We start from the raw sequence: 25,162 nt of genomic DNA, 5'->3' as shown, positions 1-25,162 counted from the left end.
CCAAGAGCACTGCGTGAGCAGCCACAGATCACAAAGAATCATTTGCAAACATTCCTTTGCGATCGTAACTTCCGGGCATGAAAGCCCCGACCCGCGAGATCACCCGCATCGTTCCCGATGCGACCGCTCTGAAAGCCCTGACGCATCCGGTGCGGCTGCGCATGCTCGGCATGCTGCGCATCGATGGCCCGGCGACGGCCACCCGCCTTGCTGAACGCCTCGGCCTCAACACCGGCGCCACCAGTTATCACCTGCGTCAGCTGGCCCAGCACGGCTTCATCGAGGAAGCTCCCGACCAGCCCTCGCGCCGCGATCGCTGGTGGCAGGCGCGACATGAGTCGACGTCGTTTTTCGAGCCCGGAGGCACGCAGGAGCAGTTCGATACCAGTGTCGCCTTCGCCCAGGCCGCGCTCACCGAGCAGGTGAACCTGATGCAGCGTGCGCAGGAGGAGTTCGTGCGCCTGCCGCCCGACTGGCAGGCCACCACGCACATCAGCGATTTCACCATCGCCATGACCACCGAGCAGGCCAACGCGCTGAAAGGCAAGCTCCTCGAGCTGCTCTGGCAGGCGATGCGTGAAGCCCCCGGTCTCGGCGCCAACCTGCCGCCGGGCATGGAGCTCTACACCGTGATGCTGCACGCCTTCCCGCATCCCGGACGACTCACCGGCGAAGAGGGGGAGAAGACATGAACCGCCGCCCCTTCCTGGCTTTCGCCGTTGCCGAGACCCTCTCGATCTCGGGCACGCGTCTTTCCACCATCGCCATCCCCTGGCTGGTGCTGACCTCCACCGGCAGCCCGGTGCTGACCGGCATCGTCGCCATGGCCGAGATGCTGCCTTATGTCGTCGCCAAGGCGCTGTCCGGCCCACTGATCGATCGCATCGGTCCCAAGCGCCTCGCTATCGGTTGCGATCTTGCTTCCGTGCTGGTGGTTGGACTCGTCCCGCTGCTCGCCCTTATCGGTTGGATCGGTTTCGAGCTGCTGCTGCCCATCGTCGTCGCCATGGGGATGCTGCGCGGTCCGTCCGATGCGGCCAAGCACGCCATGGTGCCCGAGATCGCCCGGCTCGCCGCCGTGCCGCTGGAGCGCGTCACCGGCGTTGCCGGCGTCATCGACCGCCTCGCCTCCACCGTTGGCGCGGCGGCGGCTGGCGGGCTGATCGCGCTCATCGGTCCCGGCCTCGCCCTGGCGCTGAATGCCGCTACCTTCGGGCTCGCCGCATTGGTCGTCGTTGTGGGCATCCCGGCATTTCGCGCCACCCAGCCGGAAACCCGGGCGTCCTATTTCACCGAGCTGCGCGAGGGCTTCGATTTCATCCGGCGCGATGCCCTGCTGGTCGGCATCGTCATCATGATCTCGACCACCAACTTGCTCGACGCCGCCTACTCGGTCGTGCTGCTGCCGGTCTGGACGCAGAGCTCCGGCCACGATGCCGCGCTGCTCGGCCTGCTCTTTGCCGTGATGTCCGCCGGTGCGATCGCCGGCGCCGCTATCGCCACGGCGACCGGCGAGCGCCTGCCACGGCTCACGGTCTACACCGTGGCGTTCCTCATCGCCGGCCTGCCGCGCTTTGCCATCTTCGCCATCGACGTGCCCCTTATCGCCGCCCTTGTCACACTGGCCATTGCCGGCTTTGCGGCCGGTTTCATCAACCCGATCCTCAGCGCCGTGATCATCGAGCGCATCCCATCGGCAATGATCGGCCGCGCCACGGCGCTGATCGGCGCCTTCACCTGGGCGCTCATCCCCTTTGGCGGGCTCGTCGGCGGCGCCTTGATCGCCCTGTTCGGGCTCGGGCCGACGCTGTGGCTCACCGGCCTTCTCTATTTTGCCGCAACGCTGTTGCCGCTTGCCCGGCGCAGCTTCCGTTCCTTCGGAAGCCGGCCGAGCGAAGCGCAGTCGGTCTAGCTATTTCGTCTGCGCCGCCAGCACCCGGCTGCCGACCCAGGCGCCGATCACCACCAGCACCACGGCCAGCAGCAGCCCGATCCACACGATCGGCGAGTCGAATTGTCCGAGGAACACCGCGCGCAGCGCCTCGACGATGTGTTTGAACGGGTTGAAGTTGGCCACGATCTGCAGCCAGGCCGGCGCCAGCGTCATCGGCAACAGGATGCCCGAGAGCAACAGGATCGGCAGTGCCAGGGTGTTGACCATCGGTGCCAGCGCATCCTCGCTCTTGGTCGCCATGCCGATGGCGTTCGAGATAAACGAGAACGCCGCGCCGAGCAGGGCTACCAGCACCAGCCCGATCAGCAGCGCGCCCACCGGTACGCGCAGCCCCAGGAAGAATGCGGCGCCGACCAGGACAATCGCCTGCACCGTGATCACCACCACGTCGCGCAGCGTTCGCCCGGCGATGATCGCCGTGCGCGCCGCCGGCGAGACCAGTTGCCGATCGATCACGCCGGAGCGCCACTCGGCAATAATGCCGAAGCCGACGAACAGCCCACCGAAAATCCCGAGTTGCACGAGGAGCCCCGGCACGAACACCTGCCAGGCGTCACCCTGAAAGCCGGAGGTCGCGGCAATCGTCTGCAGCAGCGGGCCGAACAGCGTCAGATAGAGGATTGGCTGCAGCAGCCCGATCACCACCCAAAGCGGCTGCCGGAGCGACAGCACCATCGAGCGCCTGAAGATGATCCACGTATCGCGAATGAAGGACATGATGCTCTCCTTAATCCCTCAGTGACCGGCCGGTCAGCGTCAGGAACACGTCGTCGAGGGTAGGGCGGTTCACGTCGACGCCGATCGCGTCGATCCCCGCCTTCGTGAGGTCACCGAGCAGCACCGGCAGCGCCGTCGCCCCATCCGGCACGTGGAAGCGCACCACGTTCGCCTCGATCACCGGCGCATCCGCCCCATTGAGTCGCGTCGCGATCCCGCCCGAGTTCACTGCATCGGCCTCGGTCCTCAGCGTCAGCGTAATGGTGTCGCCCGACACCCGCTTCTTCAGCTCGGCTGGCGTGCCTTCAGCGACGATGGTGCCGTGGTCGATGATCAGGATGCGGTCGGACAGCGAGTCGGCCTCATCCATGTAATGAGTGGTGAGGAACACCGTGGTGCCGAGCTCGTCGCGGAGCTTCCTGATGTGATTCCACAGGTTCGCCCGGCTTTGCGGGTCGAGTCCGGTCGAGGGTTCATCGAGGAACACCAGCCGCGGCTGGTGGATCAGCCCCATCACGATATCGAGCCGCCGCCGCTGCCCGCCCGACAGCGAGCCGCAGGTGCGGTCCCAGATCTCGGCGAGGTCGAGCGCCGTGAGCAGTTCCTTGCCGCGCTGGATCGCCACCTGCTTGTCGATGCCATAGAGCCGGGCGTGGCTGACGATTTCCTCGCCGACCTTGGCCTCCGGTGAGGTCGAGCCCGCCTGGCTGACATAACCGATACGCCGCCGCACCTCGACCGGGTCACGGCGGAGGTCGGCGCCGACCACGGTCGCCGAGCCGTCAGTCGGCGCCAGCAAGGTGCAGAGCATCTTCAACGTCGTGGTCTTGCCGGCGCCGTTAGGCCCCAGAAAGCCGACGATCTCGCCCTCGCGCACGCTCAGGTCGATGCCGCGCACGGCGTCGATCGTCTTGCCCTTGGCGCCCTTGGCCTTGAAGCTTCGTTTGAGGCCTTTGGCCTCGATGATGGTGTTGGTCACTTGCGCCTCGTTGTCGTTGTGCGGCACGGCGATCAGCTCGACCGGCAGGCGCCGGATCGGCTGGAACGGATGCGATTGCGGTTTCATCTGCCGGCCCTCCGGCCGTCATCTTTGCGTCGTCTTGGGTTGCGTGGTCTTCATGCTGGTTTGGCGGTCGGCCGGCTTGATTTCGGTTGCTTGAGCCCGGACGACCACCTGCGACATCCAGGAATCTTGCTTTCCCCGATATCTCATCGTATAATTATCTTATGGATCAAGATATCAACGAGTCAAGAGAAACTGCAGCTGAAGGCTTCGGCCTGCATTTCAAGGAAGCCACCCGTGCCAATCAGGCCGCGACCGACCTGTTCGACGAGACGCTGACGCAGTTCCTCGGCATCAATCGCACCGATGGCCGCTGCCTCGACCTGATCGATCAGCGAGGCAGGGTGAGTGCCGGCCAGCTCGCCAATGACAGCGGACTGACCACCGGCGCGGTGACCGCGGTGATCGATCGGCTGGAGGCCGCCGGCTATGTGCTGCGCACTCGCGATACGCTCGACCGGCGCAAGATCTGGATCGAGGTGACCGAGGACATGAAGGCCATCACCCACCGCATCTTTGGCCACTACGAGAAGACCGGGCCGATGATGCTGGCCCGTTTCTCGCCCGATCAGCTCGCCGCGATCATGCAGTTCCTCGAGATCGGTACGTTCCTGCAGACCGAGCTGGCGGCAGCTTTGCGCGAGCACCTCGACCCGCGCGCCACCACTCCCGCTGCCCGCCTGATCCAGGCCCGCGCCTTCGAGCGCGCCGTGGAGGCCAACCGGGGTAGGTTGCAGGCTGAGCTGAGCGGGCTGCTCGACAAGAAGAAGTAGCGGTCGCTACTCCGCCGCCATCGGCAGGCTGTCCTTGCCGTCGAGGTTGCCCATGCTGGCGACGATGTGGCTGGCCAGCGCGTCATAGATGCCGCCATAGGCGTGGCTGGCGCGCATGATGGCGATCTCGGCGTCGCGCAGCCGCGGCAGGTCCTTGTCCTCGGCGATCACCCGCATTCCCGGCTGCAAGGCGCTCTCGGGCAGAAAGCCGACCGCGAGATCGGTCAGCACCGCGCTGGCGATCGCCATGGCGTTCGACGAGGTGTAGGCGATGCGATAATCGCGGCCGATGCGGTTCAGCACCTCGACCGCGTTCTCCTTCCAGCAGCAATGCAGGCCCCCCGCGATCGGCAGCGGCTCGGTAGCGAGCGCCTGCCCACCATGCGAGGCCACCCAGAACATCCGCTCGGTGCGGAACATCTCGCCATACTCGTGGTTGGTGCCCTGGGTGAAGACGATCAGGTCGTAGCGGCCCTTCTTCATCCCATCGAGCAGCTCTTCCGACGGCTGGCAGCGCACGTCGACCACGATCTTGGGGTGGGTACGCTGGAAGCTCGACAGGATCACCGGCAGCAGGCGCACCGCGTAATCGTCCGGCACGCCGAAGCGGATCGAGCCCTTAAGGTCGCCATCCGAGAACACGTCCATGATCTCGGCATTGATTCTCAGCATGCGGCGCGCCCGCGCGTAGAGCGCATCGCCATACTCGGTCAGCGCCACCGTACGGCCGTCACGGCTGAGCAGCGCCTGGCCGAGCCGCTCCTCCAGCCGCTTGATCTGCATCGACACCGCCGACTGGGTCTTGTTCACCCGGCGCGCCGCCTCGGTGAAACTGCCGCAATCGGCGATGGCGCAGAAGCTCTGCAACTGGTCGAGATCGAGGGGAGTGGTCATCCCGCTTCTCCATCACGAAATTTGATGATCGGGATGAAATCTATTTGTTGGACGAATACATGGCAAGGGCTCATATCAGCCGGCATAGGCGGTCGCGTGATCGCTACCCCGCCCCGGCACTCCCTGCCCAGGCAAAAATGAAAATTGGAGAAGGACCATGGTCCACTTGCTTTCGAGCGAGCGGCCGTCGATGGCTGCCGCGTCGTCCACCCCGTTGCGCGCTCTGGTGAACTGGTTCGCCAAAGTCCGGGCTGCACGAGCTCGCCGCGTCGCCTTCGAGTCGCTTCTCGACTACGACACTGCCCGCCTCGAGGATCTCGGCATCAATCGCCAGGATCTGTTCGAAGCGCTCGACAGCCCCAGCCAGCGCCCCGGCTACAAGCTGCAGCAGAAGCGTGCCGAAAGCTCCCGCCATTGGCTTAACCCCTGAGGCTTCCCGCACGGAAGACCATCTGAGCGCGTCCAGGAAGGGTTGCAGCCCTTTCTGGTTCAGCAGCGCGCTCGCTCAGGCCTAGCCTTCACCCATGGCTCAACCCCAGTTGTGCCATCTTCGGGCCGGCTCACCCGCCGGCTCTGTTTCCTGATGAACTGCCGGGCTCTAGGGCCCGGCTTTTTTCATTGGTGGGCTGTTGGCCGTGCCCAATCCCCGCGAAAGGGCACCTCGATGAGCTTGCCACCATAAGCACCCCAAGCTCGGTGTCATCCCCGCGAAAGCGGGGACCTCCGTTTGCGACGGTGCAAAGGCCAAGAAAACAGAGGTTCCCGCTTTCGCGGGAATGACCCGGTGGGTGGGGCGCCGCCATAACTCAGCGCCAAAAGCTTTCACTGAGATGCCGAGCGAGTTGATAGCCCTTCGATCAACGAGTGGGTTCAGGTTCCGTCCAGCCGCTCCGCCACCAGTTCCTGCAGCCGCCACAGATGCGGGTCGTGGATGCCGAGCTGCTCGAGGTGGCTCACCGTGTTGAACAGGTACTCGACCATCGAGCCACGCGAGCCGACGGCCTTGGCCAGCACCTCGGCGATCTGCGCCTCGCTCAACCCCGAGACATAGCGTCCGCTATTGCGATCGATGCAGAAGGTGAAGGCTCGCACCGGACCCTGCTCGGTCATCACCGTCACCCAGCGCGGCGGAAACGACGTGGGTTTGCGGCCCATTTCGCGCCGGCACAGCTTTTCGATGTTCTCCTGGGCGGCGCCCGGCGGCAAGCGGTAGAGCGCGCCTTTGCACGAGCCGCCGCGGTCGAGCGCCAGCATCAGCCCGGGATTGGCCTCAGAGCCACGGAACCAGGTGTTCCAGCCGAGGCAAAAGGCGCGATGCCAGCCGCGCAACAGGCCGGTGCGGATTTCGACGAAGTCGCAGGCCGGCTTCCAGATCAACGAGCCATAAGCGAACACCCAGATCTGGTCCGAGCCGTCGCTGCCGGCGAGGATATCCTCGGCGAACTGCCGAAAATCCTCGTCGGTCGCAGCTTCCTGCGGCGGCAGCGGCCCATCCGGTGTCACCAGCAGCGCCATCCGGGCCACGTGGGCCTCAGTCAGGCGCATCTGCCGAGCGGGCCGGGGCATCGGGCGCTGTCCTTAGGGGAGCTGTGCGAACCCGTCGCCGAAGCCGTTGAGTGACACCGGGATGCCGATGCCTTCTTCTGGTGTCTTGAACACGAAGAAGATGGCGCTCTTACCGGTGGTCAGCTTGGTGATCAGCTCGTCGTCGAGCACCACTTCGGCCACGCACCCATTGGGCAGGCAGCGCACGAACGCCACCCGACCGATATTGGCGCCATCGATATTGAGCCCCAGTCCATTGGGCAGCAGCACGCCGAGCGGCGCCAGGACGCGCAGCAGCCGCGCCTGCTTGTCGGCGGTCTTCAAGACGATCACCGACAGCCCGACATTGGGCTGGTCCTCGGCAGAGACGTTCTGGATCAGCGCGCACTGCTCGAAGCTGGCGCCGGGCGGCGTGTCGCAGCTCATCTGCCAGTCGCCGTACTGTGCCTTGACCACGCCCTGCGCCAGGGCAGGGGACATCAGCCCCGCGGCAATCGCCAGCACCGCGAACATCCGAACAACAAGCCCGAGGATTGGCTGCACCGATCCACTCTCTCTATATGTGACATAACGAATCCCGCGTTCCCGCAGGCTTTTGTACTTAGTCGGCTGGCCCCACGCGGCTGTCAACAAGCCGGCCGGCGGGACGCCGCGGATAAACGCCTGCCAATCAAGGCGAGCGTGAGGCGTGCGAGCCAGGACCGCCGATTTGCCCCGAGGTGCGTTTTGACGCACGGTGCGACGAGAGGCATGAATTGCCTTGGGTCTGCCGATGTGGTTTAGACACGTTCCAAGTTTCAAGCGCTCCGAGGTTGAGTCGGGGCGGCGTTTCGCTATGCCGCATTTGCCCACCTCAACCTGCGCTAGATACCGGACCAGACGGGATCTCAAGGGGGTTTTTTAGGTGACCGGCAAACTACTGAGTTCGATTGGCTCGCTGGGAGCCGCTGCCCTCGCTTTCGCGCCCATGGTCGCGACTGCGCAGGAGCAAGGCCATCCGGTGCCGGGTCAGATCGGGCTGCAGCCCTCCGTGACCCCGATCATGGATTCCATCCACGCCTTCCACGATGGCCCGCTGCTCTGGACCTCCGTGCTGATTGCCCTGCTGGTGCTGGTGCTGCTGATCGTCGTGATCGTGCGCTTCAACGCCAAGGCTAACCCCAAGCCGTCGACCACCACGCATAATACGCTGGTCGAGATCGTCTGGACGGTTGTGCCGATCCTGATCCTTGTGATCATCGCGATCCCCTCCTTCGCGGTGCTGACCGATCAGCTCACCGTTCCCGACGGGCAGCGCAAGTATCTGGGCTCCAACATCTTCTCGTTCGGCGACGTCGAAGTTCCCGCCGCCGCGCTGACGGTCAAGGCGACCGGCCAGCAGTGGTACTGGGACTATGAGTATGTCGACCAGGGCAAGTCGATCTCCTCCTCGATTCTCTCTGAGGAAGCGCGCCAAGCCCAGGTGCCGGTGCAGCCCCGTCTGCTCGCCGTCGACTACCAGCTGGTCGTTCCGGTTGACACCACCGTGCGCATGCAGATCACCGCCGACCCGTCGGGCGTGATCCACGCGTTCGCCGTGCCCTCGTTCGGCATCAAGATCGACGCGGTCCCCGGCAAGCTCAACGAAACCTGGTTCAACGCCCGCAAGACCGGCATCTATTACGGTCAGTGCTCCGAGCTCTGCGGCAAGGACCATGCCTTCATGCCGATCGCCGTGCGCGTCGTGACGAAGGAAGAATTCGCAGCCTGGATGGCAGCGTTCGAGGCGGGTACCGTCGACGACGCCAACGCTACCCTGCCTGCACTCAGCTAAGGACCCGTGCGCGGGTCCTCGACCCGGCGCAGCGAGAATTCGATAAAGGGATCGCTCAGAATGGCCGATACTCACGCTTTGGAAGCCCATGACGGCCACGGCCACGCCGCGGCGCATGATCATGGCCATCCAACCGGCTGGCGACGCTACATCTACTCCACCAATCACAAGGACATCGGCACGATGTACCTTATCTTCGCGATCTGCGCGGGGGTGATCGGTGGCCTGCTGTCCGGTGCCATGCGCCTCGAGCTGCAGGAACCTGGTATCCAGATTTTCCACGGCCTTGCCGCGCTGGTTTACCAGACCGATGCCGATGCCGCGCTCGATGCCGGCAAGCATATGTACAACGTGTTCACCACCGCGCACGCCCTCATCATGATCTTCTTCATGGTGATGCCGGCGATGATCGGCGGGTTCGGCAACTGGTTCGTGCCGCTGATGATCGGCGCGCCGGATATGGCCTTCCCGCGCATGAACAACATCTCGTTCTGGCTGCTTCCGCCGGCCTTCCTGCTGCTCATCCTGTCGCTGTTCTTCGAAGGACCGGCAGGGGCGCACGGCGTCGGCGGCGGCTGGACCATCTACCCGCCACTATCGACATCCGGGCAACCGGGGCCGGCGATGGATTTTGCCATCCTGTCGCTCCACATCGCCGGTGCGTCGTCGATCCTTGGCGCCGTCAATTTCATCACCACGATCTTCAACATGCGCGCGCCGGGCATGACCTTGCACCGCATGCCGCTGTTCCCGTGGTCGGTGCTGGTCACCGCCTTCCTGCTGCTGCTGTCGCTCCCGGTGCTCGCCGGCGCCATCACCATGCTGCTGACCGACCGCAACTTCGGCACCACGTTCTTCGCGCCTGAAGGTGGCGGCGACCCGATCCTGTTCCAGCATTTGTTCTGGTTCTTCGGTCACCCCGAAGTGTACATCCTGATCCTGCCGGGCTTCGGCATCGTCAGCCACATTGTCTCGACGTTCTCGCGCAAGCCCGTCTTCGGCTACCTCGCGATGGTCTACGCCATGATCGCCATTGGCGGCGTCGGCTTCATCGTGTGGGCGCACCACATGTACACCGTCGGCATGTCGCTCGACGTGCAGCGCTACTTCGTGGCCGCCACCATGGTCATCGCAGTGCCTACAGGGGTGAAGATCTTCAGTTGGATCGCCACCATGTGGGGCGGCTCGATCACCTTCCGCACCCCCATGCTCTGGGCCATCGGCTTCATCTTCCTGTTCACCGTCGGCGGTGTGACGGGCGTGATCCTGGCCAATGCGGGCGCCGACCGCGCGCTGCACGACACCTATTATGTGGTGGCGCACTTCCACTACGTGCTGTCGCTGGGTGCGGTGTTCGCCATCTTCGCCGCCTGGTACTACTGGTACCCGAAGATGTTCGGCATCATGTACAACGAGACGCTGGCCAACATCCACTTCTGGATCACCTTCGTCGGCGTGAACGTGATCTTCTTCCCGCAGCACTTCCTCGGCCTCGCCGGCATGCCGCGTCGTTACATCGACTATCCGGATGCCTTCGCGCTGTGGAACCGCGTCTCCTCGATCGGCTACTACATCACCTTCGCCGGTCTGGTACTGTTCCTCTACATCCTGTTCGAGGCTGCCCGTAAGAAGCGTCCGGCCCCGGCCAACCCGTGGGGTGATGGTGCGACCACGCTCGAGTGGACGCTCCCCAGCCCGCCGCCGTTCCACCAGTTCGAGACGCTGCCGCGTATCGGCGCCGACGACAAGCACTGACCAACAGACTGCGCGCGGGACCTCCCGGGTCCCGCGGCAACCAAGGCGAGAGACATTGGCCTACGTGCACCACAGCAATGAGATATCGACCGGCGCCCACGAGGCGCGGGTCGAGGACTATCTCGCGCTGCTGAAGCCGCGGGTCATGTCGCTCGTAGTGTTCACGGCGCTGGTGGGTCTGCTGCTGGCTCCCGGCGGCATCAATCCCTTCATCGGCGCGGTCGCCATCCTCTGCATCGCCATCGGGGCAGGGGGCTCGGGCGCGCTGAACATGTGGTACGACGCCGATATCGACGCCGTAATGAGCCGCACCGCCAACCGGCCGATCCCGGCGGGCCGCATGGAGCGCGATCACGCGCTGGCCTTCGGCCTCGTGCTCTCGGTGTTCTCGGTGGCGCTGCTCGGCCTCGCCACCAACTGGCTGGCGGCTGGCCTGCTCGCCTTCACCATCTTCTTTTACGCCGTGATCTACACGATGTGGCTGAAGCGCTCGACGCCGCAGAACATCGTCATCGGCGGCGCCGCCGGCGCCTTCCCGCCAATGGTCGGCTGGGCTGCGGTCACTGGCACGATCAGCATCGAATCCGTGGTGCTGTTCCTCATCATCTTCCTCTGGACCCCGCCGCATTTCTGGGCGCTGGCGCTCTATAAGCAGTCCGACTACGGCGCTGCCGGTATCCCGATGCTGCCCAACGTCGCCGGCGAAAAGGCCACCAAGGTCCAGATCCTCGTCTACTCGGTGCTGCTCGTCGCTTCGACGCTGGTGCCGAGCTGGATCGGCTTCATGAGTCCGATCTACACCGCCGCCGCGGTCGCTACCGGCGCCGGCTTCCTGTGGTTCGCCTGGGCGCTCTTCCGCACCACCGAGACGGTGGCGATGAAGAAGGCCGGGCGCGTGCTGTTCACTTATTCTCTGAGCTATCTAGCCGTGATCTTCCTGGCGCTGATCACCGACCACGTAGCCAACATGCTGGGATGGCTCTGATGGTCGAACCTGTGAAGCGCGACGAAGCGGCCGAAGCCGCCGCCCGCCGCCGCCGTCGCTCGGTGGCCCTGGGCCTGGCGCTCGCCGCCTTCGTCATCATTGTCTACGTCCTGACCATCGTGAAGATGGGGCCGGCCGTGCTCGATCGGCCACTCTGATGACCGACGCGTCGCTGCCGCAATCGCCGCCCAATTCGCCCCGCAATCGCCGCGTCGCCATCACGCTGCTGCTGCTGGTCGCCGCCATGGTCGGCGCTGCCTATGCCGCCGTACCGCTCTATGCGCTGTTTTGCCAGGTCACTGGTTTTGGCGGCACCACGCAGGTGTCCGCCGGCAACCTCAAGGGCGCCATCGCCCGCGAGATGACGGTGCGCTTCGACTCCAACGTTGAAGGCGCGCTGCCCTGGACCGTGACGCCTGCTAAGCCCGTCACCGACAAGATCGGCAACAAAGAGACGGTGGTCTTTGTCGCTCACAATCTCTCCGACAAGCCCGTCACCGGCCAGGCGATCTTCAACGTCACGCCCGAGCAGACCGGCATGTACTTCAACAAGATCGAGTGCTTCTGCTTCACCGAGCAGACGCTGCAGCCCGGCGAGACCGTCGAGATGCCGATCGTCTTCTTCGTTGACCCCGATATCGCCGAGAACCGCGATCTCGACACCATCCGGGACATCACCCTGTCCTATACATTCTACGCCGTTAAGAGCGAGGGAAGCTGACCATGGCTGCGCACGCCAAGCCCAACCACGACTACCACCTGGTAAACCCCAGCCCCTGGCCCTTCGTCGGCTCGGTCTCGGCCTTTGTCATGGCCGTCGGCGCCGTGCTGTGGTTCCATGAAATCACCTCGTTCTGGATCCTGATCGCCGGCTTGGTTGGCGTGCTCTACACCATGTACGCGTGGTGGAGCGACGTCATCAAGGAAGGCAAGGCCGGTGACCATACCCCGGTGGTGATGATGCATCACCGCTACGGCATGATCCTGTTCATCGCCTCCGAAGTGATGTTCTTCGTGGCCTGGTTCTGGGCCTATTTCGATGGCTTCTTCAACCAGGAAGCGCACGAGCAGTATGCCCGCATCGCCGCCATGGGCCCGACCTGGCCGCCGACCGGCGTCGAGCTGTTCAGCCCCTGGCACCTGCCGCTGTTCAACACCCTGATCCTCTTGACCTCGGGCACCGCCGTCACCTGGGCCCACCATGCGCTGCTGCACCGCGACAAGCGCGGCCTCGTCTGGGGCCTCGCCATTACCATTGCGCTCGGCGTGCTGTTCACCTGCGTGCAGGCGCTCGAATACTCCGAGGCCGGCTTCCAGTTCAGCGGCAACCTCTATGGTGCCACCTTCTTCATGGCGACCGGCTTCCATGGCTTCCACGTGCTGATCGGGACGATCTTCCTGATCGTCTGCCTGATCCGCGCCCTGCGCGACTCGTTCACGCCCGAGCATCACCTCGGCTTCGAGTTCGCCGCCTGGTACTGGCACTTCGTTGACGTGGTCTGGCTGTTCCTCTTCGCCTCGATCTACGTCTGGGGCAGCTGGGGCGTCACCCTGAGCCACTAAGGCGAGGGGTACCCAACAACTTCCCGAGGGGCGCGGCAAAGCTGCGCCCTTTGTTTTTCCGGGGACAGAGATGACCGATCACATCATCCGCGACGTCGAGAGCCTCGAGGCGCTCTATGGCGAGGTCAGCCTCGGCGCCTCGCTCAAAGAGATGCCGTATCTCCACCCGCACTATGCCGAGCTGATCAAGGCTTCGCCTTTCGCCATCCTCGCGACCTCGGGTCCCGGCGGACTCGATGCCTCGCCGCGCGGTGACCCACCCGGCTTCGTCGAAATCCTCGACGACAAGACCCTGTTGCTCGCCGACCGTCGCGGCAACAACCGCATCGACAGCCTCCGCAACGTCATTGCCGATCCGCGCGTCGCGCTGCTGTTCCTCGTCCCCGGCGTCGGCGAGACGTTGCGCGTCAATGGCACTGCCGAGATCTCCGTCGCCCCCGAGCTGATGCAGCGCCTCGCCGTCGCCGGTAAAGAGCCGCGCAGCGTGCTCGTCATCCATATCGACACCGTGTTCTTCCAGTGCTCGCGCGCCCTGGTGCGCTCCGAGCTGTGGAATCCGGCGCGCCAGGTCGAACGCGCCGCTTTGCCGAGCCCCGGTCAGACGCTCGCCGCGACCAGCGAGGCGCGCATCGACGGCGAAGCCTATGATCGCGCGCTGCCCGAACGCCTCAAGACCACGCTGTACTGAGCCATGACCGAGCCGTCTCCCGAACGCCTGCCATCTCCTTTCGCCACCGGCCTTGCCTGCCGTTGCCCGCGCTGTGGGGAAGGGGCCTTGTTCACCGGCTTCCTGAAGCCGGTGTCGCGCTGCGAAAGCTGTGGTGCGGACCTGAGCTTTGCCGCCGCCACCGAGGGGCCGGCGGTGTTCATCATCCTGATCGTCGGTTTCGTCATCGTCGGCGCGGCAGCAACGGTCGAGGGGCTGTTCCATCCGCCGCCGTTCGTCCACCTGCTGCTCTGGCTGCCCAGCACCGTCATCCTGTCGCTGCTGCTGCTCCGCCCGCTGAAGGCGACGATGGTGGCGCTGCAGTACCATAACCGCGCCGGCGAAGGCCGCCTCGATGGTTGACGACAGCCGCCCCAGCCGGCGTGCGGGCTGGTCGTTCTGGGCCTTTATCGGCTTCATGCTGGTGCTGATGGGCCCGTTCGTGATGCTCGGCATCTGGCAGGTCGAGCGGCTCGGCGAGAAAGAGCAACTGATCGCCAACGTCGCCTCGCGCATGACCCTCGCCCCCGAACCGCTGCCGCCGGTCGGCGAGTGGGGTGCTTTCGACGCCGACGCCTGGAACTACCGCCCGGTCACTGCCGCCGGGACTTTCCAGCCCGAACAGACGGTGCTCGTGTTCACCAGCCTTGCCGACCAGCGGGGCAAGTACTCCGGCCCCGGCTACTGGGTGATGACCCCGCTCGAGCTGGCCGCCGGTGGCACCGTCTTCATCAACCGCGGCTTCGTGCCCGAGGAGTCCGCCGGGGCCTTCGCTGCCGGCGGCACCGTCGCGCCGGGCCTCGTCAGCCTCGTGGGCGTCGCCCGTGCCAGCGAGGAGATCAACAGCTTCACCCCGGCGCCCGATACCGCCAAGCGCATCGAATGGGTCCGCAACACCGAGCGCCTGGCATCGCTCTCCGGCCCGGTTTCGCAGCCGGTGGCGCCGATCTATATCGACCTGCCGGCCATGGGCGATGGCATCCTGCCGCAGGGCGGTGAGACCATCGTCAGCTTCCCCAACAACCACCTTGGCTACGCCATCACCTGGTTCGGCTTCGCCACACTAGTGCCGTTCCTGCTGTTCTTCTGGGCCCGCCGTCAGCGGGTGCCCAGGCTACCCAAGCTACCACCCAAGCCATGAAACTTGCGGCGCAGCCGCAGTTTCACTAGGGTGCCGCGCAATCCCAAACCGCGTGCGCAGCAGGCACGTGTGAGAACAAGGCGGGGCGCTTTCCCTACATGCAGTTCGTTTCTACGCGCGGCGGGGCGGTCGTGCCCGGCTTCTCCGATGCAGTCCTTGCGGGTCTGGCAAGTGATGGCGGCCTCTATGTCCCAGAGCACTGGCCGCAGATTTCCCCCAGCGAGATCGCGGCCTATGCCAACCGGCCTTATGCCGAAGTCGCCTTCGACATCATTCGCCGCTTCGTCGCTGGCGAAATCCCCGATGCTGAGCTGAAGCGCATCATCGATGGGGCCTACGCCACCTTCCGGCACCCCTCGGTTGCGCCGCTGGTGGAAATCGAGCCTGGGCACTTCGTGCTCGAGCTGTTCCACGGCCCGACGCTGGCGTTCAAGGACGTGGCGATGCAGTTCCTCGGCCGGGTGATGGACCATATCCTCGCCCATCGCGGCAGCCGCGCCACCATTGTCGGCGCGACCTCGGGCGATACCGGCTCGGCCGCCATCGAAGCCTTCCGCGGCCGCGAAGCCACCGACATCTTCATCCTCCATCCCGAGGGCCGCACCTCCGAAGTGCAGCGCCGGCAGATGACCACGGTGCTCGACGCCAACGTCTACAACATTGCGCTGCGCGGCACGTTCGATGACTGCCAGGACATCGTGAAGGGCCTGTTCAACAACCGCGGTTTCCGCGAGGCGACGCACCTCAGTGGCGTCAACTCGATCAACTGGGGCCGCATCGTCGCGCAGATCGTCTACTATTTCACCGCCGCTGCCTCGCTCGGGGCGCCGCAGCGCGAAGTGATCTTCACCGTCCCCACCGGCAATTTCGGCGACATCTTCGCCGGCTACTGCGCGGCGCGCATGGGGCTGCCGATCAGGACGCTGGCCATTGCCACCAACTCCAACGACATTCTCGCTCGCACCATCGAGACCGGGCGCTACGAGGTCACCGGCGTCACCCCCACCATCAGCCCGTCGATGGACATCCAGGTCAGCTCGAACTTCGAGCGGCTGCTGTTCGAGGCGGTCGATCGTGATGCCGATGCGGTCAAGTCGATGATGAGCGGCCTGAAGCAATCCGGCGGCTTCTCCATTCCCGATCGGGGCATGGTGGCGATCCGCCGGCAGTTCGTCGCCGGGCGCACCGACGAGACCGCAACGGCGGCCACCATCAAGGCCGTAGAGACCGGCTCGGGCTACCTGCTCGACCCCCATACCGCCGTCGGCGTCGCCGTTGCCCGCTCCCTCGTGGGCGGCACCGCCCCGGTGGTGACGCTCGCCACCGCGCACCCCGCCAAGTTCCCGGCGGCGGTCAAGGCCGCTGCGGGCATTGAACCGGCCTTGCCGGCGTGGTTGTCTGATCTTTACGAACGAGAAGAACGCTTGACGGTACTGAACAACGATCAGTCCGAGGTTGAGCAGTTCATTGCGGCACGCTCTCGTGCCGGAGGAGCATAAGTGACGGTCCGGAGTACGACGCTTCCCAACGGCATGACCGTTCTCACCGACGACATGCCGCACCTTGAAAGCGCGTCGCTGGGCATCTGGGTCAAGGCCGGGTCGCGCAGCGAAACCGAAGCCGAGCACGGCATCTCGCATATGCTCGAGCACATGGCGTTCAAGGGCACCAAAACCCGCGATGCGCTGGAGATCGCCTCCACCATCGAGAATGTCGGCGGCGATCTCAATGCCGCGACCTCAGTGGAGCACACCGGCTATTTCGCCCGGGTGCTGAAGGAAGATGTCGCGCTCTCCGCCGACATCCTCTCGGACATCCTGCAGAACTCGCAGTTCGAGCAGCATGAGCTCGATCGCGAGCAGCAGGTGATCGTCCAGGAGATCGGCGCAGCGCGCGACAACCCCGACGATCACGTGTTCGACCTGTTCCAGCAGGCGGCCTTTCCCGATCAGGCCATCGGCCGCACCATCCTCGGCACCGTCGAGTCGGTGAACAGCTTTGGCCCGGATTCGATCCGCGCCTATATGGAGCGCAACTATGTGGGCGACCACATGGTGCTGTGCGCCGCCGGCAACGTCGACCACGATGCGCTGGTCGACATCGCCAATAACCGCTTCCACGATCTGAAGCCCACCGGCGCCCCGCCACCGGAGAAGGCGGCCTATGTCGGCGGCGAGCAGCGCCTCGTCTCCGATCACGAGCAGGCCCATATCGTGCTCGGCATGGAAGGGCGCGCCTACAATTCCGATGGCTTTTATGCCGTGCAGATCCTCGCCTCGATCCTCGGCGGCGGCATGAGCTCGCGGCTGTTCCAGGAAGTGCGCGAGAAGCGCGGCCTCTGCTACTCGGTCTATGCCTTCCACTGGGCCTTCGCCGATAGCGGTATTTTCGGCGTCGCTGCCTCGACCGGCGAGGACGAGGTGGCGGAACTGCTGCCGGTCGTGCTGGATGAGCTGCGCAAGGCCACCGAGACCATCACCGACGAAGAGGTGGTCCGGGTTCGCAACCAGATCCGCGCCGGCCTCCTGATGTCGCTCGAAAGCCCGTCGTCACGCGCCGGACAGCTGGCACGCCAGCAGATCCTGTGGGGCCGCACCATTCCGCTGCAGGAGACGGTCGATCGCATCAACCGCATCACCGCCGACCGGGTGAAGCAGATTGCGCGGCAAGTGTTCGACGCCGGCCAGGTTTCGCTGGCGGGCATCGGCCCGGTCGCCAAGCTCCCCGACTATCGCGACATCGCGGCACAGCTGAAGAACTGAGGGCTTGGCAGCGTCATCATGATGCTCACCTGGTTTGCGCGCGACGATACCCCGGTGCTGACGGGCCAGCGTGTGATCCTGCGCGCGCCACGCGCCACCGACTACACCGCCTGGCGCGACCTGCGCCGTGCCAGCCGCGATTTCCTCCGCCCCTACGAGCCGCGCTGGACCGACTCGGATCTCGGCCAGCGGGTCTACGCCGCCCGTCTCAGACGCGGCCGTGAAGAGGCGAAAGCCGGCACCGACTACGCCTTCTTCATCTTCACCCGCAGCGACGAAGAACTGGTGGGTGGCATCACCCTCTCCAATGTGCGGCGCCGTGCCGCGCAGTTCGTCAACCTCGGCTATTGGATGGGGCACAGCTTCGCCGGCAAGGGCTACATGACCGAGGCAGTGAGCCTCGTGATCCCCTACTGCTTCGAAACCCTGGGTTTGCACAGAATTCACGCCGCTTTCCTGCCCGACAACCAGGCGAGCCGCCGCGTCCTTGAAAAAAACGGATTCACCGAAGAGGGCTACGCCGAACACTACCTTCAGATCGATGGCAGGTGGGCAGACCACGTGCTGTTCGGCCTTACCCGAGAGCGCTACGACGCCGCCGTTAGGCACGGCCGCCGGTGAATGCTTGTCCCAAGGGGGAAACCCCGTTACCTAGGTTCCCCAACCATGACTGCGGCAGGGCCATTTTTCAGCTAATGCGTCACATCCTCTACCTCGCGATGTGTATTGCGTTTGCGCTGGTCGGGACCCTTCCCGCTGCCGCCTTCGACGTCATCACCGCCCCCGAGAACGTCAACGCCGTGAACCTCACCGGCGTGGTCGATATCGTTCCCGGCGAGGCCGGCAAAGTGCAGCTGTCCACGGCCGCCGGTGAGGACGGCATCATCCGCCGCATCGAGGTGCTCGCTTCGGTCGGTGGCAGCAACCCGAACTGGGCGCTGTTCGCGCTGCGCAACGATTCCGACGTGCAGCTCGAACGCCTGCTGGTCGCCCCGTATTTCCGCCTGCCGGGCTCCGGGGTGTTCCGGCCCGATCTCGGCGCCGAGCGCATCAAGGTGCTGACCCCCAGCGCCGGTCTCCGTCCCACCCGCCTCACCGACCGCGAGGCCGACGTGTTCGAGGTGGTGCTCGATCCCGGCGCCACCGTCACTTTCGTCGCGGAACTCTCGAGCGGCGCGCTGCCCGAACTCTACCTCTGGAAGCCCGACGCCTACCGCGACTACGTGAACTCGTTCACGCTGTTCCGCGGTGTGGTGCTGGGCGTTGCGACGCTCGCCGCGGTGTTCCTCACCATCATGTTCGTGGTGAAGGGGCGCGGCATCTTCCCGGCCACCGCGGCGTTCTCCTGGGCGGTGCTGATCTACCTGCTCGTCGATTTCGGCGTGCTCGGGCCATTGCTCGGCATCTCCAATGGCGCGATGCAACCGTTCCGCGCCGCTGCCGAGGCCGGCATCGCCACCACCTTGTTCGGCTTCCTCTTCATCTACCTGAACCTCCATCGCTGGCACCTGCGCTTCATCCATCTGGCGCTGGCGCTGGTCGTGGTGTTCCTGGCGCTGTTCGGCTTTGCCTTCTTCCAGCCCTCGATCGCCGCGACGGTGGCGCGGCTGGTGCTGGCGCTGCTCGGCATTACCGGCTTCTTCCTGATCCTGCTCCTGGCGCTGCGTGGTTACGACCGCGCCGTGCTGCTGGTGCCGACCTGGATCATCTACATCGCCTGGCTGTTCTATGCCTGGCTGGTGGTGACGGGTCAGGTCTCCAACGATGTGGCGCAGCCCGCCGTCGCCGGCGGCCTCGTGCTCATCGTCATGCTGTTGGGCTTCACCTCGGTGCAGCACGCCTTCTCGGAAGGGCAGGTGTCGATCGGCACCCTCTCGGAAGTCGAGCGCCGCGCCCTGGCGCTCACCGGCTCGGGTGATTTCGTCTACGACTGGAACATCGAGCGCGACCGCGTCGCCGTCTCCGATGAGCTCGGCACCCGCCTCGGCGAACGGCGTGGCGCGCTGCGCGGCTCGATCAAGCGCTGGCTCGATCGGGTCCACCCCGAGGATCGCGACCGCTTCCGCACCGCCTTCGATACACTGGTGGAGCTGCGCCGCGGCAAGGTCTCTGCCGACGTGCGCTTGACCGCCCACGATGGCAGCTTCCGCACCTTCCGCATGCGGGTGAAGCCGGTGCTCGGCGGCGACGGCCAGGTCAACCGCATCGTCGGCACCCTGCAGGACGTCAACGAGGATCGCGCCAGCCGCGAGCGCCTGCTGCACGATGCCGTGCATGACAGCCTCACGGGCCTGCCCAACAAGCAACTGTTCCTCGACCGGCTGGAGCGCGCCCTGGTCCGCGCCCGCCTGCCCAACGGCACCAAGCCGGCCGTCTTCCTCATCGATATCGACCGCTTCACCGAGCTCGAGGAGCGGGTAGGGCACTCGGCCGCCGATTCCGTGCTGCTGGCGATCTCGCGCCGCGTCGCTCGCGTCATGCGGCCGCTCGATACCGTCGCTCGCCTCGGCGGCGACCAGTTCGGCGTCATCCTCGCCTCCGAGCAGGCGGCCGGCAAGATCGCCGAAACCGCCGAGCAGATCCGCAAGGCGCTGAAATCGCCGTTCAACTTCGGCGAGCGCGACCTGAGCCTCACTGCCTCGATCGGCGTCACCATCTATGACGGCAACCCGGTGGCCGCGCCCGACGTGCTGCGCGATGCCGAGCTTGCCATGTACTACGCCAAGCGCCTGGGCGGCGACCGCATCGAAGCCTTCCGCGCCTCGGCCCGCTCCATCGCCGCCTACTCCAAGGCCGGCGAAGAGGATCTCGACCGCGGCCTCCGCCATGGCGAGCTGGCGGTGCAGTTCCAGCCGATCATGGACATCCATTCCGGCACCATCGCCGGTTGCGAAGCGCTGATGCGCTGGAACCACCCGCAGCGCGGCGTGGTGGCGCCCGAGGAGTTCGTGCCGCTGGCCGAGCGCACCGGGCTGATCGAGCGCCTCGGCCGCGTTGCCTTCGAGCAGGCCGCCGGCCAGGCCCGCGAATGGGCCGCCTCGTTGCCGCTGCCCGAGGATTTCTTTGTTTCGGTCAACCTGTCGCCGGCGCAGCTCGCCACCGAGTCGCTGCTCAACGACATGCGCGCGCTGGTCTCCGACCACCGCCAGATCGCCCGCCACCTGAAGCTCGAGATCACCGAGAGCCAGGTGATGAGCAACCCCGAGCACTCGGCCTATGTGCTGAATGCGCTGCGGGCCCTCGGGCTTCGCCTGGCGCTTGACGATTTCGGCACCGGCCACAGCTCACTGAGCTACCTGCACCGCTTCCCGTTCGACACCATCAAGATCCCGGCCGCCTTCGTGCAGCTCGGCGATGACACCGGCATGAGCCACACCCAGGTGCCGATCATCCGCGCCATCATCACGCTCGCCACCGAGCTCGATCTCAGCGTCATCGCCGAGGGGGTCGAGACCATCGAGGAAATCGAGCGCCTGCAGCAGCTCAACTGCCAATACGCCCAGGGCTACGCCTTCGGCGCCGCCATGACCGGCCAGGAACTCGGCAAGCGTTTGCAGAGTCAGTTCAGCGGGAAGTAAGCACCGTCGGTGCGTGGGGCCGCCCGGCAGGGCCGGCCCGTCAGGCCCGCATCGCCATCGCGGGTCCGAAGCGGTCGTCAGGGTCGACGCCGCCTGGTACCTCGGCATAGTGGCTGAACCGTATGGTGTACCGGCCGGCGCCGCTGCTGAGAGCCCGCAGCGAATTGGCATAGCCGAACATCGTGGAGAGGGGGACGAGAGCCACGACCAGATGGTCGCCTCCCCGTGCCTCGGTCCGCTCGATCCGTCCCCGCCGCGAGTTGAGGTCGCCGATCACCTCACCAATGACGGTTTGTGGCGCCAGCGCTTCGAGCCACATGATCGGCTCGAGAACTTTCGGGCCGGCCTGCTCGATGGCCTGGTAGTACCCGGCGCGAGCGGCGGTCTCGAAGGCGAGGGTCGAGGAGTCGACATCGTGATAAGCGCCATCCATCAGCGTGAACCTGACGCCGGCGATGGGAAACCCGATAACCGGCCCTGACCCCATGACCGATGCAACACCCGTCTGCACGGCGAGGATGTATGCCGCGGGCAGATTGGCCTCGTCGACCACCGCGACGAACTGAGGGCCGTCGGCTGGTTCGACGCGGAACTTGATACGGGCGAACTGGCTGCCGGCCTGCGACTGCTTCCTGTGGACGTAGTCGCGCTCAACCCGGCGCGTGATCGTCTCGCGATACGCCACCTGTGGCGTGCCCACGTTCAGCTCGACGCCAGCCGCTTTCAGGCGTTCGATCAGGTGCACGAGATGGTGCTCATCCTGGCCCGAAACTATGACCTGGCCACTCTCGGCGTCGATCCTCACACGGCAGTCCGGATCATCGTCCGCAATTCGCGCGAGCGCCTGGCTCAGCCGATCGCGGTCGCTCGAACGGCGCGGCTCGATGGCGATGTCGACGACTGGTTCACCCATGCCCCGCCGTCGCACTCAGCGACGCGCGTGTGATCCCGAGGCTGGCCAGCGCCGCATCGTAGCGGTTCTCGATCGGCAGCCCGAACAGCAGCTCGCGCGAGAACGGCACGGTCAGCCAGCCATTGCCCTGGATTTCGGTCTCGAGCTGCCCCGGACTCCAGCCGCAATAGCCGAGCGCGAACAGCGCATCGCTCGGCGCGTTCTTGAACGCAATGGCCTTGAGGATATCGAGCGTTGCGGTGAGGCAGATGTCGTCGGTGACTTCGTAGGAGTTGCCGACGCGGAAATAGTCCGACGAGTGCAGCACGAAGCCACGGCTCTTCTGCACCGGGCCGCCGCGCAGCACCTTGCGGTTGCGAACCGCGTCCGGCAGCTGGATCAGCTCATCCTTGGCGCCCAGTTGCAGCTCTTCGAGGATATCGGCGAACTTCATATCTTCGAGGCTCTGGTTGATCACCAGCCCCATGGCGCCTTCGTCGCCATGGCCGACCAGATAGATCACGGTCTCGCGGAAGCGGTCGTCGCCCATATCCGGCATGGCGACGAGAAACTGGCCCCTGAGCGACTCCATATCCAACACTCCTGGCACCGGCGGAGCCGGATCGAACTAGTTTAGACTCAGCCCGGCCGCTCTGCCTAGCTTCACGAAGACCTGATCCGCCTTTCTATTTGGGGTGCGCTCGGCTATCCGGAAACCCATGCGCATCCCGGCACTTCTGCTTATCCCCATGCTTTTCACCCCTGCCGTCGCGGCCGAAACGCCGTGGCAGGAAGTGGCGCCCGGCGCCAAAGTCCGGCTGATCTCGTCCGACGTGCTGAAACCCGACGGCACCACCATGGTGGCGCTGGAGATCGACATGCCCGAGGCCACCAACACCTATTGGCGCGTCCCCGGCGAGACTGGCATTCCCACCGAATTCGACTTCGCTGCATCCAAGGGGGTCGCCGGCCACGAGGTGCTGTGGCCATTCCCGTTGATCGAGACCAAGACCGGCTATGTCGATTTCGTCTATCGCGGCCCCACCGTGCTGCCGGTCGAGCTGCAGTTGGACGGCAACACGGCGGACATCAGGGTCGGCGTGGTTATGGGCGTCTGCTCCGACATCTGCGTGCCGGTGACCGCCAGCTTCCAGCTGCCGCTGGCGTTCGCTGCCCCGGACCGGGCGCAGGGACTGCGTATTGCCCAGGCGCTGGCCTTGACGCCGATGCCGTGGGACGACCCGCGTGACCCCATCGCCTGGGTCGGTTTCGACAGCGCCGCCGGGGCACTGGCGGTGCGCCTCGACGACGGCAAGGTCGATCCGCAATCGCTGATCGCCGACACCGGCGAGGCCGGGCAACTCTTTGGCGCGCCGCAAAAAAGCCCGGATGGAAAACTAGTCCTCCTGCCACTGCTCGGGGGAGAAAGTAGCCGCGGCGTGGAGGGCATGCCCGTCCGGCTCACATTCATGACCGAAATGGGTCCGTTCTCGGTGGAACGGCGGATTTTGTCCGCCGGGTCGACGGCAGCGGGCGACTGATCTAAGGTCCGTCGCGCCCGGGCAGAGGGTGTACGTTCGATCATGGGAGCTTTCACTGAGATGACCATCCAGCGCGGGGACAGGATTCCGTCCGTCCCGGTCAAACTCGTGGGGAATGGCGACACCGTCGACACCACGTCCGATGCAGTTCTGGGCACCGGCCGGGTGGTGTTCTTCGCCGTTCCGGGCGCCTTCACCCCGACCTGCGACACCTCGCATCTGCCGGGCTTCGTCGTCAATGTCGGTAAGTTCAAGGCGTTCGGCGTCGACCGCATCGTCTGCGGCGCCGTCAATGATCACCACGTGACCAAGGCCTGGGCCGAGCGTTCCGAAGCGATCGGCAAGGTCGAGTTCATCGCCGATGGCGACGGCAACCTGGCCGATGCGCTGGGCCTCTCCAAGCAGATCGCCGGCATGGGCAAACGCTTCGCCCGCTTCGCCATGATCATCGAGAACGGCGTCGTTAATGACCTCTTTGTGCAGGATGTGTCAGGAGTGACCGTCAGCGGCGCGCCGGCGGTTCTGCTGGCGCTCGAAGCGTCGCGAGTTAGTGCGTAAGGAGCAGTCGCATGGGGTTTGTTGATTTGGCGGCGACGCGCGGCGCAAAACTGGTTTCGATGGGCGCCCTGGCGCTCGCTCTCTCGGCCTGCTCGATGGGCAACATGTTCGCGCCCGCCGCGAGCGGCCCGTCGCCGATGGCCACCGCCAACCCCACGCAACAGGAATTGGCGACCGCCAGCACCAACGCGCTGCCCGCCATTGCCACCGAATGCCCGCCGATCAAGGTGCGCAATGGTGGTGAGGCATTGTTCTACTATGGTAAGGGCAAGGTCGGTGACGCCCGCGCCCTGAACTACCAGGCTGTGATCGAGAAGCAATCGCGCAACTGCGTGGTGTCCAACGGCTTGATCACGGTGAAGATGGGCATCGTCGGCCGGCTGCTGCTCGGCCCGGCCGGCAACCAGACCAATGTCAACGTGCCGGTCCGCTTTGCGGTCGAGCGCGACGAGGTGCCGCTGTTCTCCGAGCGCTACGAGATCCCCGTCACCATCACCCCGCCGAACCAGTCCGAAGAGTTCGTCAAGGTGGTCGAGAACGTCGCCATCCCCTATACCGGCGGCGAGCAGATCGTCATCTGGGTCAGCTTCGACAAGTAAGTAAGGCTGAGCTCCGGGACTGTCCCCCGACAGCGCAACAAACTCGGTGTCATCCCCGCGAAAGCGGGCAACTCCGTTTGCGATCGTGCAGCGGGCACAAAACAGAGGTTCCCGCTTTCGCGGGAATGACCCTGTGGGTCGAACCGGCTCCGGTGCGCATCGCGATTGACTTCGCCGCGCAAACCCGGCTTAGCATAACCCAACAGCGGGAGAGTCCGGTTTCGAGCCGGCGCCGAAGGAGCAACCGCCCCGGAAACTCTCAGGCACCCGGACCGCTGTCGTACTGAACTCTGGAAAGCAGGCGATCTCGCCTCACCGAAGGA

At 65.3% G+C, this 25,162-nt stretch carries 27 protein-coding genes and 1 riboswitch; of the genes, 20 read left to right on the top strand and 7 right to left on the bottom strand.

The features are described 5' to 3' along the window. Nucleotides 1–77: 77 nt before the first annotated feature. A complete protein-coding gene (locus VW23_RS16195) occupies nucleotides 78–692 on the top strand; it encodes an ArsR/SmtB family transcription factor (protein WP_069910579.1) in 615 nt (204 codons plus the stop codon). Beyond that, complete coding sequence (locus VW23_RS16190; RefSeq protein WP_069910578.1) at nucleotides 689–1,912, top strand: MFS transporter; 1,224 nt, start codon at nucleotides 689–691, stop codon at nucleotides 1,910–1,912. Before VW23_RS16195 ends, VW23_RS16190 begins: the two co-directional genes overlap by 4 nt. On the opposite strand, the gene VW23_RS16185 is transcribed toward VW23_RS16190, so the two are convergent. Next, nucleotides 1,913–2,671 carry an ABC transporter permease gene (locus VW23_RS16185; protein ID WP_069910577.1) on the bottom strand — a complete coding sequence of 253 codons (759 nt, stop codon included), beginning with the start codon at nucleotides 2,669–2,671 and terminating at the stop codon, nucleotides 1,913–1,915. A gap of 10 nt (nucleotides 2,672–2,681) precedes the next feature. Then, entirely contained in the window at nucleotides 2,682–3,737 is a 1,056-nt protein-coding gene (locus VW23_RS16180) for an ATP-binding cassette domain-containing protein (RefSeq protein WP_201788059.1), read from the bottom strand. 161 nt (nucleotides 3,738–3,898) lie between these two features. On the opposite strand from VW23_RS16180, the gene VW23_RS16175 reads away from it, so the two are divergent. Continuing rightward, on the top strand, nucleotides 3,899–4,507 hold the full coding sequence (locus VW23_RS16175; protein ID WP_069910576.1) for a MarR family winged helix-turn-helix transcriptional regulator: 609 nt from the start codon (nucleotides 3,899–3,901) through the stop codon (nucleotides 4,505–4,507). Between the two features lie 6 nt (nucleotides 4,508–4,513). Here VW23_RS16175 and VW23_RS16170 read toward each other — a convergent pair whose 3' ends face one another. After that, a complete protein-coding gene (locus tag VW23_RS16170) occupies nucleotides 4,514–5,401 on the bottom strand; it encodes a LysR family transcriptional regulator (protein ID WP_069910575.1) in 888 nt (295 codons plus the stop codon). 157 nt (nucleotides 5,402–5,558) lie between these two features. Between VW23_RS16170 and VW23_RS16165 the strand changes: the two genes are divergently transcribed. Then, nucleotides 5,559–5,831 (top strand): hypothetical protein, encoded by a 273-nt coding sequence (locus VW23_RS16165; RefSeq protein WP_069910574.1) that lies wholly within the window; start codon nucleotides 5,559–5,561, stop codon nucleotides 5,829–5,831. A 440-nt stretch (nucleotides 5,832–6,271) separates the two neighbouring features. On the opposite strand, the gene VW23_RS16160 is transcribed toward VW23_RS16165, so the two are convergent. Both VW23_RS16160 and VW23_RS16155 read right to left on the bottom strand, forming a co-directional pair. After that, nucleotides 6,272–6,967 carry a gamma-glutamylcyclotransferase gene (locus tag VW23_RS16160; protein WP_069910573.1) on the bottom strand — a complete coding sequence of 232 codons (696 nt, stop codon included), beginning with the start codon at nucleotides 6,965–6,967 and terminating at the stop codon, nucleotides 6,272–6,274. Nucleotides 6,968–6,979: 12 nt separating this feature from the next. Next, complete coding sequence (locus VW23_RS16155) at nucleotides 6,980–7,459, bottom strand: invasion associated locus B family protein (protein WP_069910572.1); 480 nt, start codon at nucleotides 7,457–7,459, stop codon at nucleotides 6,980–6,982. A 391-nt stretch (nucleotides 7,460–7,850) separates the two neighbouring features. Here VW23_RS16155 and coxB point away from each other — a divergent pair, with 391 nt between their 5' ends. The 13 genes from coxB to VW23_RS16095 all read left to right on the top strand — a co-directional run bounded on the left by coxB (nucleotide 7,851) and on the right by VW23_RS16095 (nucleotide 21,249). After that, nucleotides 7,851–8,759 (top strand): cytochrome c oxidase subunit II, encoded by a 909-nt coding sequence (gene coxB / locus VW23_RS16150; protein WP_342029927.1) that lies wholly within the window; start codon nucleotides 7,851–7,853, stop codon nucleotides 8,757–8,759. A gap of 60 nt (nucleotides 8,760–8,819) precedes the next feature. Next, nucleotides 8,820–10,514 carry a cytochrome c oxidase subunit I gene (gene ctaD / locus VW23_RS16145; RefSeq protein WP_069910570.1) on the top strand — a complete coding sequence of 565 codons (1,695 nt, stop codon included), beginning with the start codon at nucleotides 8,820–8,822 and terminating at the stop codon, nucleotides 10,512–10,514. A 55-nt stretch (nucleotides 10,515–10,569) separates the two neighbouring features. Continuing rightward, nucleotides 10,570–11,499, top strand: coding sequence for a heme o synthase (locus tag VW23_RS16140; RefSeq protein ID WP_069910569.1), 930 nt, complete (start codon nucleotides 10,570–10,572; stop codon nucleotides 11,497–11,499). Further along, complete coding sequence (locus VW23_RS29025) at nucleotides 11,499–11,657, top strand: hypothetical protein (RefSeq protein ID WP_176730420.1); 159 nt, start codon at nucleotides 11,499–11,501, stop codon at nucleotides 11,655–11,657. The genes VW23_RS16140 and VW23_RS29025 overlap by 1 nt, the downstream gene beginning before the upstream one ends. Then, entirely contained in the window at nucleotides 11,657–12,220 is a 564-nt protein-coding gene (locus VW23_RS16135) for a cytochrome c oxidase assembly protein (RefSeq protein ID WP_069910568.1), read from the top strand. The genes VW23_RS29025 and VW23_RS16135 overlap by 1 nt, the downstream gene beginning before the upstream one ends. A 2-nt stretch (nucleotides 12,221–12,222) precedes the next feature. Then, on the top strand, nucleotides 12,223–13,062 hold the full coding sequence (locus VW23_RS16130; protein WP_069910567.1) for a cytochrome c oxidase subunit 3: 840 nt from the start codon (nucleotides 12,223–12,225) through the stop codon (nucleotides 13,060–13,062). A 70-nt stretch (nucleotides 13,063–13,132) separates the two neighbouring features. Next, nucleotides 13,133–13,750 (top strand): pyridoxamine 5'-phosphate oxidase family protein, encoded by a 618-nt coding sequence (locus VW23_RS16125; RefSeq protein WP_069910566.1) that lies wholly within the window; start codon nucleotides 13,133–13,135, stop codon nucleotides 13,748–13,750. Nucleotides 13,751–13,753: 3 nt separating this feature from the next. After that, nucleotides 13,754–14,131, top strand: coding sequence for a DUF983 domain-containing protein (locus tag VW23_RS16120; RefSeq protein WP_069910565.1), 378 nt, complete (start codon nucleotides 13,754–13,756; stop codon nucleotides 14,129–14,131). Continuing rightward, nucleotides 14,124–14,909 carry an SURF1 family protein gene (locus VW23_RS16115; protein ID WP_069910564.1) on the top strand — a complete coding sequence of 262 codons (786 nt, stop codon included), beginning with the start codon at nucleotides 14,124–14,126 and terminating at the stop codon, nucleotides 14,907–14,909. The genes VW23_RS16120 and VW23_RS16115 overlap by 8 nt, the downstream gene beginning before the upstream one ends. Nucleotides 14,910–15,007: 98 nt before the next feature. Continuing rightward, nucleotides 15,008–16,408 carry a threonine synthase gene (thrC, locus tag VW23_RS16110; RefSeq protein ID WP_069910563.1) on the top strand — a complete coding sequence of 467 codons (1,401 nt, stop codon included), beginning with the start codon at nucleotides 15,008–15,010 and terminating at the stop codon, nucleotides 16,406–16,408. Next, complete coding sequence (locus VW23_RS16105; protein ID WP_084646222.1) at nucleotides 16,409–17,671, top strand: M16 family metallopeptidase; 1,263 nt, start codon at nucleotides 16,409–16,411, stop codon at nucleotides 17,669–17,671. A gap of 18 nt (nucleotides 17,672–17,689) precedes the next feature. Then, complete coding sequence (locus VW23_RS16100; protein ID WP_069910561.1) at nucleotides 17,690–18,292, top strand: GNAT family N-acetyltransferase; 603 nt, start codon at nucleotides 17,690–17,692, stop codon at nucleotides 18,290–18,292. Nucleotides 18,293–18,366: 74 nt separating this feature from the next. Continuing rightward, complete coding sequence (locus tag VW23_RS16095; protein ID WP_069910560.1) at nucleotides 18,367–21,249, top strand: EAL domain-containing protein; 2,883 nt, start codon at nucleotides 18,367–18,369, stop codon at nucleotides 21,247–21,249. Nucleotides 21,250–21,289: 40 nt separating this feature from the next. On the opposite strand, the gene VW23_RS16090 is transcribed toward VW23_RS16095, so the two are convergent. Both VW23_RS16090 and VW23_RS16085 read right to left on the bottom strand, forming a co-directional pair. Next, nucleotides 21,290–22,162, bottom strand: a complete 873-nt coding sequence (locus VW23_RS16090) for a translation factor GTPase family protein (protein WP_069910559.1) — start codon at nucleotides 22,160–22,162, stop codon at nucleotides 21,290–21,292. After that, nucleotides 22,155–22,733, bottom strand: coding sequence for a YqgE/AlgH family protein (locus VW23_RS16085; RefSeq protein WP_069910558.1), 579 nt, complete (start codon nucleotides 22,731–22,733; stop codon nucleotides 22,155–22,157). Before VW23_RS16085 ends, VW23_RS16090 begins: the two co-directional genes overlap by 8 nt. 157 nt (nucleotides 22,734–22,890) lie before the next feature. Here VW23_RS16085 and VW23_RS16080 point away from each other — a divergent pair, with 157 nt between their 5' ends. The 3 genes from VW23_RS16080 to VW23_RS16070 are packed head-to-tail and all read left to right on the top strand — an operon-like array spanning nucleotide 22,891 to nucleotide 24,839. Then, the gene (locus tag VW23_RS16080; protein WP_176730419.1) at nucleotides 22,891–23,682 is read left to right on the top strand and encodes a protein-disulfide reductase DsbD domain-containing protein; all 792 of its coding nucleotides are present in this window, start codon (nucleotides 22,891–22,893) and stop codon (nucleotides 23,680–23,682) included. A gap of 60 nt (nucleotides 23,683–23,742) precedes the next feature. Then, nucleotides 23,743–24,240: a peroxiredoxin family protein gene (locus VW23_RS16075; protein ID WP_069910556.1), complete on the top strand. Its 498-nt coding sequence runs from the start codon at nucleotides 23,743–23,745 to the stop codon at nucleotides 24,238–24,240. An 11-nt stretch (nucleotides 24,241–24,251) separates the two neighbouring features. After that, nucleotides 24,252–24,839: a hypothetical protein gene (locus VW23_RS16070; protein ID WP_069910555.1), complete on the top strand. Its 588-nt coding sequence runs from the start codon at nucleotides 24,252–24,254 to the stop codon at nucleotides 24,837–24,839. 196 nt (nucleotides 24,840–25,035) lie between these two features. Beyond that, nucleotides 25,036–25,124: riboswitch (glycine riboswitch) on the top strand. The last annotated feature ends 38 nt before the right edge of the window (nucleotides 25,125–25,162 follow it).

The sequence above is a fragment of the Devosia insulae DS-56 genome, assembly GCF_000970465.2.
Taxonomy (GTDB): domain Bacteria; phylum Pseudomonadota; class Alphaproteobacteria; order Rhizobiales; family Devosiaceae; genus Devosia_A; species Devosia_A insulae.
This window is presented reverse-complemented; position numbering and strand designations above follow the sequence as displayed.